Source organism: Paenisporosarcina sp. P5_A11 (assembly GCF_056400705.1).
On record NZ_JBFUKT010000022.1, the window covers coordinates 20,710 to 31,098 of the forward strand.

At 38.1% G+C, this 10,389-nt stretch carries 10 protein-coding genes and 1 riboswitch; all 10 genes read left to right on the forward strand.

Features of this window, described 5'->3' with window-relative positions:
- Nucleotides 1-314 precede the first annotated feature (314 nt).
- A complete protein-coding gene (locus AC1DOS_RS06140) occupies nt 315-2,681 on the forward strand; it encodes a 3-hydroxyacyl-CoA dehydrogenase/enoyl-CoA hydratase family protein (RefSeq protein ID WP_477536783.1) in 2,367 nt (788 codons plus the stop codon).
- Nucleotides 2,682-2,711: 30 nt separating this feature from the next.
- Complete coding sequence (locus tag AC1DOS_RS06145; RefSeq protein ID WP_477536784.1) at nt 2,712-3,887, forward strand: acetyl-CoA C-acetyltransferase; 1,176 nt, start codon at nt 2,712-2,714, stop codon at nt 3,885-3,887.
- A 263-nt stretch (nt 3,888-4,150) separates the two neighbouring features.
- Nucleotides 4,151-5,935, forward strand: a complete 1,785-nt coding sequence (locus tag AC1DOS_RS06150; protein ID WP_477536785.1) for an acyl-CoA dehydrogenase family protein — start codon at nt 4,151-4,153, stop codon at nt 5,933-5,935.
- Nucleotides 5,936-6,015: 80 nt separating this feature from the next.
- Nucleotides 6,016-6,375 carry an arsenate reductase family protein gene (locus AC1DOS_RS06155; protein ID WP_477536786.1) on the forward strand — a complete coding sequence of 120 codons (360 nt, stop codon included), beginning with the start codon at nt 6,016-6,018 and terminating at the stop codon, nt 6,373-6,375.
- Between the two features lie 73 nt (nt 6,376-6,448).
- Nucleotides 6,449-6,829 carry a glycine cleavage system protein GcvH gene (gene gcvH / locus AC1DOS_RS06160; protein WP_477536787.1) on the forward strand — a complete coding sequence of 127 codons (381 nt, stop codon included), beginning with the start codon at nt 6,449-6,451 and terminating at the stop codon, nt 6,827-6,829.
- 171 nt (nt 6,830-7,000) lie between these two features.
- The gene (locus tag AC1DOS_RS06165; protein WP_477536788.1) at nt 7,001-7,342 is read left to right on the forward strand and encodes a toprim domain-containing protein; all 342 of its coding nucleotides are present in this window, start codon (nt 7,001-7,003) and stop codon (nt 7,340-7,342) included.
- A gap of 18 nt (nt 7,343-7,360) precedes the next feature.
- Nucleotides 7,361-7,669: a thioredoxin family protein gene (locus AC1DOS_RS06170; protein ID WP_477536789.1), complete on the forward strand. Its 309-nt coding sequence runs from the start codon at nt 7,361-7,363 to the stop codon at nt 7,667-7,669.
- Nucleotides 7,670-7,732: 63 nt separating this feature from the next.
- A riboswitch (SAM riboswitch) is annotated at nt 7,733-7,840 on the forward strand.
- Between the two features lie 86 nt (nt 7,841-7,926).
- Nucleotides 7,927-8,952: a methionine ABC transporter ATP-binding protein gene (locus AC1DOS_RS06175; RefSeq protein ID WP_108585120.1), complete on the forward strand. Its 1,026-nt coding sequence runs from the start codon at nt 7,927-7,929 to the stop codon at nt 8,950-8,952.
- Nucleotides 8,945-9,613 carry a methionine ABC transporter permease gene (locus tag AC1DOS_RS06180; protein WP_477536790.1) on the forward strand — a complete coding sequence of 223 codons (669 nt, stop codon included), beginning with the start codon at nt 8,945-8,947 and terminating at the stop codon, nt 9,611-9,613. The genes AC1DOS_RS06175 and AC1DOS_RS06180 overlap by 8 nt, the downstream gene beginning before the upstream one ends.
- Nucleotides 9,614-9,669: 56 nt before the next feature.
- Nucleotides 9,670-10,389, forward strand: a 720-nt coding sequence (locus AC1DOS_RS06185; protein ID WP_477536791.1) for a MetQ/NlpA family ABC transporter substrate-binding protein, incomplete at its 3' end; no start/stop codon positions are given.

A 10,389-nucleotide genomic window follows, 5' to 3' on the forward strand; every position in this document is an offset into this window, starting at 1 on the left:
TCTATAAAGAAAAGACATATCACTAACATGTTGGGAATAATATAAGTTATGTGTCTGAAGCTATTTAATCCTTTGTCCGTCAAACAGAGAATAACTTCACACTCGTCAAAAAAAAATCATATAATGCCTATGACAGGAAGTTAAATTGATGTCTGACAAAAACTATTTTTCATTCAAAAAATCAATTCACATTATCATTTAAATATTGCGAAAAAGGCGAAAATGAAATAGACTAATTGTTATAGAGGTTGTTTCTATTTTTTTTGACTAAAAAATGAATGAGTATTCATTCAAAAAAAAAGGAGGCTTTGCACGTGACTTATCAAATTAAAAAAGCTGCAGTTTTAGGTTCTGGCGTGATGGGTTCAGGTATTGCAGCTCACTTAGCAAATATCGGGATTCCTACATTATTGCTTGATATGGTACCTCGCAATTTATCAGATGAGGACAAAGCAAACTCAAAAGCTCGCAACCAAATTGTACAAGGAGCTTTAGACAAACTACTTAAGCAAAAGCCTGCACCATTAGCGTCAAAGAAAAATCTTGCCTTATTGACGGCTGGAAACTTTGAAGACGACTTAGATAAATTAAAAGATGTTGATTGGATTATTGAAGTAATTGTAGAGAATCTGGAGATTAAAAAAGGTCTTTACGAAAAAATTGACGCAGTTCGCAAGACGGGAACTATCGTCAGTTCTAACACATCAGGTATAAGCATTAACGCAATGGCTGAAGGACGCTCGGAAGATTTCCAAAAACACTTCCTTGGTACACATTTCTTCAATCCACCACGTTATTTGAAATTGCTTGAAGTGATTCCAGCAACTACAACATCGACAGAAGTAATTGAATTCATGAAAGAATTCGGAGAAGACCGACTTGGAAAAGGTGTTGTAATAGCGAAAGATACGCCAAACTTTATTGCCAACCGTATTGGAACGTATGGCCTTCTTGTCACACTTCGTGAAATGTTAGCTAGAGGTTATTCGGTGGGTGAAGTTGATTCGGTCACGGGTCCTGCTATTGGACGTCCTAAATCTGCAACTTTCCGTACTCTTGATGTCGTTGGTCTTGATACGTTTGGACACGTAGCAAAAAATGTATTTGATCAAACAACTGGTGACGAACAAAAAGTGTTTGAATTGCCACCGATGATTACCAAAATGCTTGAAAATGGTTGGTTAGGAGCAAAATCTGGGCAAGGGTTCTTCGTTAAAAATGGGAAAGAAATACACGAACTAAATCCTGAAACGATGGAATACGAGCCTGTGAAAAAATTAAAAACACCTTCACTGGAAATGGCAAAACAACAAAAAGGTCTTGCTGTAAAAGTGAAAACGTTAACATATGCAAAAGATCGTACGGGTGAATTACTTTGGAGCATTCTAGCACCTACGCTTGCGTACTCTGCAAAATTACATGGCGAAATTGCTGATGATATTGTGGCAATTGACAATGCAATGAAGTGGGGCTTCGGTTGGGAGCAGKGTCCATTTGAAATATGGGATGCCATTGGCGTAAAAGAATCAGTCGAAAAAATGAAAGCGGAAGGCTTAGAAATTCCAGCTTTCGCACAAAATTTACTCGACCAAGGATTTGATTCCTTCTATAAAGAAGACAATGCTGAGACGTATTTTTTCAATGGTCAAGATTACTCAGCAGTTCCAACGAATGAAAAAGTAATTAACTTGAAACAATTTAAGAAAAAACACGGAGTAATCAAGAAAAATTCTGGAGCTAGTTTAATAGATTTAGGGGATGGTATTGCATTACTTGAATTCCATTCACAGTCTAATGCCATTGGACTCGATATTATTCAAATGATTAACTTTGCAGTGGATGAAGTTGAGAAGAATTTTAAAGGTCTTGTTATTGGAAACCAAGGAAAAAATTTCTGTGTTGGCGCGAACCTAGGCATGATTTTAATGGAAGCACAAGATGATAATATTTTTGAACTTGATTTTGTTGTTCGTTCATTCCAAAACGCGATGCTGAAAATTAAATATAGCTCAAAACCAGTAGTAGCAGCACCTTTCGGTATGACACTAGGAGGCGGAGCAGAAGTTTGTTTACCTGTTGCACATATTCAAGCTTCTCATGAAACCTATTTGGGATTAGTAGAAGTTGGAGTTGGCCTAATTCCTGGTGGTGGTGGGAATAAAGAATTATATATGAAACATTTAAAAGGCTTACCAAATGGCGTACACATTGATTATCAATATGTGGCAAATAAAGTGTTTGAAACGATTGCCACGGCTAAAGTATCGACTTCAGGTGAAGAAGCACGTGAAAATAACTTCTTAAACTTTGTTGATGGTATTAGTGTTAATGCGGATCACTTAATCTATGATGCGAAACAAGCAGCGCTTTCTTTATATGAAAATAACTACAAAGCACCACTTCGTGAAAAAGTACCCGTAACAGGTGAATCAGGTTATGCCACTCTATTACTTGGAGCTGAAGGGATGTTCTTATCAGGATTCATTAGTGAGCATGATTTGAAAATCGCGAAGAAATTAGCTTATGTAATTGCGGGCGGAAAAGTCCCATATGGCACGTTAGTTGACGAACAATATTTGCTCGATTTAGAGCGTGAAGCATTCTTAAGTTTAGTAGCTGAACCAAAATCTCAAGCCAGAATGCAAAACATGTTGGTAAAAGGAAAGCCACTTCGTAACTAATGTTACGTGTGGTAAAGAGGAGGAGAACTTATGCGCGAAGCAGTAATAGTAGCAGGTGCCAGAACACCTGTAGGGAAAGCGAAAAAAGGCTCCCTTGCAACAGTGAGACCAGATGATTTTGGTGCATTAGTAGTAAAAGAAACGTTAAAACGAGCGGGTTGCTACGATGGTCCAATAGACGATTTAATTTTAGGTTGTGCAATGCCTGAAGCCGAACAAGGAATGAATGTTGCGCGTAATATCGGGGCACTTGCAGGTTTACCAGATACTACACCTGCTATTACAGTCAACAGATTCTGTTCATCTGGCCTTCAATCAATTGCATATGCAGCAGAACGTATTATGCTCGGCCACTCACAAGCAATTATTGCAGGTGGCGTTGAGTCTATGAGTATGGTGCCAATGATGGGGAATACCATTCGTCCAAACGCAACATTAGCAGAAACTGCTCCACAATACTATATGGGTATGGGTCATACAGCTGAACAAGTTGCAGTGAAATATGGTATCACACGTGAAGATCAAGACGCATTTGCAGTTCGATCACATGAACTAGCAGCAGCAGCCATTGCATCTGGAAAATACAAAGATGAAATTGTACCAGTGGAAGTGTTGAAACGTTATCTTGATGAAAATCATAAAGCGCAAGAAAAGAAATTTATGTTTGATATGGATGAAGGTGTTCGTGTCGACACGAACATGGAGACACTCGCAAAACTTCGTCCAGCTTTTAACGCACGCGGTACTGTAACTGCAGGTAATGCATCTCAAACATCTGACGGTGCAGGTGCTGTGCTTGTCATGGATCGTGAAGTTGCGACTGCTCAAGGGTTGAAACCAATGGCCAAATTCCTGTCATTTGCTGTAGGCGGCGTACCTCCAGAAATTATGGGAATAGGACCTATTGTAGCAATACCAAAGGCGTTAAAAATTGCAGGACTATCTATTGAAGACATTGACTTATGGGAATTGAATGAAGCATTTGCTTCCCAATCCATTCAAGTAGTTCGCCATTTAGGAATTGACATCAATAAAGTGAATGTCAATGGTGGTGCAATTGCACTTGGCCATCCACTTGGTGCCACAGGTTCGATTTTAACGTTAAAAATGATCCATGAATTAAAACGTCAAGGTAAGCAGTTCGGTGTCGTCACGATGTGTATTGGTGGGGGCATGGGTGCAGCAGGCGTATTTGAAATACTTTAATAAAAAGCTATGTTAAATATTGATTTTGATATTTCGCAAAACAGCTACGCTTTCCTAGTGCGAGCGCCAAGACTCACGGACTGCCCGCGGAAAGCGTCCGCCTGTTTCTGCATCGCTTTGCTAGCTTCGAAACATGGAAGTGAGTTGCATCGCTACGCTAGCTTCGAAACATGAAGGGCGTTGTAACGGAAATTAAAAGTATAGATTAATAGAGCCTAACAAAAAGTTCTACAAATAGATTAAAAAACAGGAGGAAGATAAACATGACAAACACAATCGCTAACATGATTAAAGGCGGAAGTTTCTTAGTTGAAGATGTAACATTAGACCGTGTATTTACACCAGAAGATTTTACAGATGAGCATAAAATGATTGCGAAAACAACGGAAGACTTCGTATTATCAGAAGTTGTACCGGTTCTTGACAAACTGGAAAATCATGAATTTGAACATTCTGTCAAACTCTTAAAATCTGCAGGAGATATCGGTTTACTAGGTGCAGACGTTCCAGAAGAATATGGTGGTCTTGCTTTAGATAAAGTTTCTTCAGCTCTAATTGCCGAAAAAATGTCTCGCGCAGGTGGATTCTCCATTACTCATGGTGCACATGTAGGTATTGGTTCATTACCGATCGTTCTTTTTGGTAATGAAGATCAAAAGCAAAAGTATTTACCGAAGCTTGCTACAGGTGAGTTAATCGCGGCATACGCATTAACAGAGCCAGGTTCAGGGTCAGATGCATTAGGTGCTAAAACGACTGCTAAACTAAATGCAGAAGGCACGCATTACGTATTAAATGGTGAAAAACAATGGATTACCAATGCAGGTTTTGCTGATGTTTTCGTTGTGTATGCAAAGATTGATGGAGACAAATTCACTGCTTTCATCGTTGAACGTGAATTCTCAGGTGTGTCAGTAGGTGCTGAAGAGAAGAAGATGGGAATCAAATCTTCTTCAACTCGTACATTAATTCTTCAAGACGCTCAAGTACCTGCTGAAAACTTACTTGGTGAAGTTGGTCGTGGTCACGTCATTGCATTCAACATCTTAAACATTGGTCGTTATAAATTAGGAGTAGGTACAGTAGGTGCTTCAAAACGTGCATTTGAATTAGCGGTAGCATATACAAATCAACGTCAACAATTTAAAACGCCAATTTCTTCTTTCAATTTAACAAAAGAAAAATTAGCGACAATGGCTTCAAGACTTTATGCTTCAGAAAGTTTAATTTATCGCACTGTAGGTTACTTTGAAGATCGTATGAGTCAATTGAGTGCAGATGAGCAAAAAGACGGAAAAGCAATTGCAGCATCGATTGCAGAATATGCAATTGAATGTTCAATCAACAAAGTCTTCGGTACAGAAGTTTTAGATTATATTGCTGATGAAGCAGTGCAATTACACGGTGGTTATGGTTTCATGCAAGAGTACGAAGTAGAGCGCATCTACCGTGATTCTCGTATTAACCGTATTTTTGAAGGAACAAATGAAATTAATCGTCTACTAGTACCAGGAACTTTCTTGCGTAAAGCAATGAAAGGAGAGCTACCTCTTCTTCAAAAAGCTCAAGCACTCCAAGAAGAGTTGTTGATGATGATGCCTGAAGAGATTGAAGATGCGCCATTAGCTCAAGAAAAAATGCTTGTCCAAAATGCTAAAAAAATAGGATTATTAGCAGCTGGTTTAGCTGCACAACGTTATGGGACAAAACTTGAAACAGAACAAGAAGTGCTAGTAAACATTGCGGACATCGTCAATAACATATTCGCAATGGAATCAGCGGTTCTTCGTACTGAAAAAGCCATCCAACGTGTGGGTGCTGAGAAAGCAAACCAAAAACTTTTATATACACAGATCTTCTGTCAAGAAGCATTTGAATGTATAGAAAAAGATGCGAAAGAAACATTAATTGCAGCGGTTGAAGGTGACAACTTACGTATGATGCTATCTGCACTTCGTAAATTAACACGTTCTACTCCTTATAACGTGATCGCGAAAAAACGTGAAGCGTCTGTTAAATTAATTGATGCTGAAAAATATATCGTTTAATTAAGAAATCCGAACGCTTCTGGAGAGGCGTTTGGATTTTTMTTTGGTAAAATGAATTAAATCGAGGAGGTTGAAGAAGAATGGCAATAACCTATTATGGATATCCTAAATGTGGAACATGTCGAAAAGCAAAAGCTTGGTTAGATGCAGAAGGGTTAGAATATCATGATGTACATCTTGTAGAAACACCCCCAACAATAGAAGAATTGAAAAAAATCGTGGAGGCAAGTGGTCTGTCACTCAAGAAGTTCTATAATACAAGTGGCATGAAATACCGTGAGCTTGGATTGAAAGATAAGCTTCCAACTATGTCAGACGATGAACAATTTGAATTGCTATCTTCAGACGGAATGTTAATTAAGAGACCTCTCGTTACAGATGGCTCAAAAGTTACATTGGGATATAAAGAATCGGATTTTATTGAGAACTGGAAACGATAATATCTGTTCTTGTTTTTAGGGAAAGATTATGTCAAACTGAAGTTGAATATATTACATATTTGGAGGGTTATTAATGAGCACACCAAAAGAATTACGCTACTCTGAAGAACACGAATGGGTTAAAGTTGAAGATGGGAAAGCACGCATCGGTATTACACACTTCGCTCAATCTGAGCTTGGTGATATTGTATTCGTTGAACTTCCTCAAGTAGGCGACGATATTAAAACAAACGAACCATTTGGCAGTGTTGAATCTGTTAAAACAGTTTCAGAGCTTTATGCACCAATCAGTGGAAAAGTAGTAGAAGTTAACAGTGAATTAGAAGACAGTCCTGAATTTGTTAATGAATCTCCATATGAAAATGCATGGATGGTTGTTATCGAACCTGCTGATGTTAAAGAAGTAGACTCATTAATGACTGCTGAACAATACGAAAAAATGACACAAGAGTAAAACGTTAGTAAAACGCCGACATGTGTTCGGCGTTTTTTTCATATATAGAGTATAAATTTGAATTTAAAAGGCGCATCAAAAGCTTCGAGTAGGTAACGATAAAGGTATGGTAACAGCTTTTTTAAGTCTTTTAATATATCCTTATAAATGAGTCTAGCAAGGAGTGATCCCATGCTTTCAGGGAAAGTAATCGTGGTAGAAGGTCGTTCAGATAAACAAAGAATACAAAAAGTTCTAGCAGAACCTATTGAAATTATTTGTACGAACGGAACGGTCAGCGCATCTCGTTTAGAAGAGTTACTTGTTCCTTATGAGCAAGATGAAATGTATATATTTGTGGATGCTGATAGTTCAGGTGAGAAACTACGTGCGCTTATTAAACGTGAATTTCCTGAGGCTTTGCATTTATATACAGATGTTACTTATCGTGAAGTCGCGACAACCCCTTTGAAAATCATTGCGAGCATTTTACTCGGAGCAAATATTGAAGTGAGATCGCAATTTATCGTTTAAACTAAAAGGATGAATATAATGAAAGAATGGACAATTACTGAGTGGGAAACTTTTTCACAAAACGCTAATGTTACAGCCTATTACCTATATACTCCTTTGTGTGGAACTTGCAAAATTGCTTCCAAAATGATGGATGTGGTGGAAGATCTTTTACCAAATGTGGAAATAGGCAAAGCGAATTTGAATTTTGTAGAACATTTAGCGGATGACCAGCAAATTGAAAGTGTCCCTTGCTTATTAATTTCTGAGAATGGACAAATCACTGAAAAAATTTACGCTTTCCACTCAGTGCCGTATCTCTACAATCGATTGAGAAAAAATATTTGACGTTCACATTTGAACGTGTTACATTATCAGTCGGAACAATAAACCAAAACTTAATATCGTAAACTCTTATAAAGAGAGGCTGAGGGAAGTGCCCGATGAAGCCCGGCAACCGTCACAAATTTGTGAAATGGTGCCAAATCACTCAAAGTATTTTGCTTTGACAGATGAGAGAACGGTCTAACGTATATAACTATGCAATTAGTCCCTTCTGCTTTTCTGCGGAGGGGACTTTTTAAATTCAGAGGTGAACTAGAGAAATGATTCAATTACAAAACTTATCAAAAACATTTATAACAAGTAATGGCCAACTTATTGCTGTAGATGATGTCAATTTAACTGTTGAACAAGGAGAAATCTTTGGCATTATCGGCTATAGTGGTGCAGGTAAAAGTACATTAATTCGATTGTTAAATGGTTTAGAAAAACCGACTTCAGGAAGTGTAACAGTTAACGGACAAGAAATATCATCAAGCTCAGGTCAAGCACTTCGAAGTGCAAGACAAAAAGTTAGCATGATTTTCCAACACTTTAACTTACTGTGGTCTCGAACAGTTGAAGATAATATTTCGTTCCCACTTGAAATTGCAGGAATTAGCAAAACGAAACGCATAGAACGAGTAAAAGAGTTAATCGAACTTGTTGGATTAACTGGGAGAGAAAAAGCATATCCTTCTCAATTATCTGGAGGACAAAAACAACGTGTTGGAATCGCGCGTGCACTTGCTAACAACCCCGAGGTATTGCTTTGTGACGAAGCAACATCGGCGCTTGACCCAGAAACAACGGATCAAATACTAGAGTTGCTTGTGGATATTAACAAACGCTTAGGATTAACAATCGTACTCATAACACATGAAATGCATGTTATTCGCAAAATTTGTCATCGCGTCGCGGTCATGGAAGCAGGGAAAGTGGTTGAGATGGGTTCAGTACTCGAGATCTTCCAAACACCTCAACAGGACATTACGAAACGCTTTGTAGCACAAGTTAATGGTCCAGAAGAAGCCAGTCAAACAATTGCTCATCTTATCGAGCAATATCCTTTTGGCAAACTCGTGAAACTCGTGTTTGTTGGAGATCGAACTGAACAACCTATACTCTCAAGGCTCATTAAACAATATCAAGTCGAAGTAAATATCGTACAAGGTAATATTACACAAACTCAAAATGGTGCATACGGAACATTGTATTTGCAAATTGATGGGGATACTTTAGCGATTAATCAAGCAATTGACTATTTACATGAACAAGAAGTTCATACGGAGGTGATCTCACATGATTGAAAACCTTCTACCTAATGTTGATTGGGAAAAAATGTGGGAAGCTACACTTGAAACACTTTATATGTCTGCAATGGCCACGGGATTCACATTTGTCATTGGTCTTGCCCTAGGTATTTTGCTATTTCTGACGAGTCCACATCAACTATGGGCAAATAAAATCGTGTATTGGTTAACAGGTGCATTTGTCAACATCTTCAGATCCATCCCATTTATCATCCTAATCATTTTGTTAATCCCGTTTACTAAGTTTTTACTTGATACCATTCGTGGTGCAAATGCAGCATTACCTGCACTTATCATTGGTGCAGCTCCATTTTATGCTCGAATGGTGTTAATTGCTTTACGTGAAATTGATAAAGGAGTAATCGAAGCAGCTCGCTCAATGGGTGCAAAGACTACGACAATTATTTGGAAAGTGTTATTACCTGAATCACTTCCAGCATTACTTTCAGGACTTACAGTTACTGCTGTTGCGCTTGTTGGGTATACTGCGATGGCAGGTATTATTGGAGCTGGCGGATTAGGTAACTTGGCATTCTTAGATGGCTTCCAACGTAGTCGTGAAGATGTAACGATCGTATCGACGATTCTCATCTTAATTATTGTTTTTATCATCCAATGGATTGGCGATGCCTTCACTTCAAAAGCAGATAAGCGTTAATTGGTGCCTGCGAGTAAAACTCGATCACATATTTTAAGGAAAAGGGAGAGACAATCATGAAGAAACTTGTAGCAGGAATTTTATTATCGGTAAGTGCAATCACACTAGCAGCATGTGGTGGAGATGGAGAGTCTTCTGGAGGTAACAAGGAATTAGTAGTAGGAGCATCAAACACTCCGCACGCTGAAATCCTCGAACAAGCGAAACCATTGCTTAAAGAAAAAGGGATTGACCTTGAAATCGAAACATATCAAGACTATATTTTACCGAACAAAGATTTAGAATCTGGTGATTTAGATGCTAACTACTTTCAACATATTCCCTACTTAGAATCACAAATCTCTGACAACAACTATGATTTTGTCAATGCTGGCGGTATTCACATTGAACCTATCGGTGTTTATTCTAAAAAATATAAATCATTAGAAGAACTTCCTGAAGGTGCAACGATTTTAATTAGTAATTCAGTTGCTGACCATGGTCGAGTTCTTTCAATGTTAGAAGCAGAAGGATTAATTAAATTAGCTGAAGGTGTTGATAAAACAACGGCTGAAGTGAAAGATATCGTTGAAAATCCAAAAAACTTGGAATTCGATGCAGAATACGAAGCGGCACTTCTTGTTCAATTGTATCAAAACKAAGAAGGAGATGCGGTCTTAATTAACTCAAACTATGCAATCGATGCTGGGTTAAACCCGTTAGAAGATTCAATCGCTATTGAATCTTCAGATTCTCCATATGTAAATATTATTGCTACACAAGCAGGTAATGAAGAC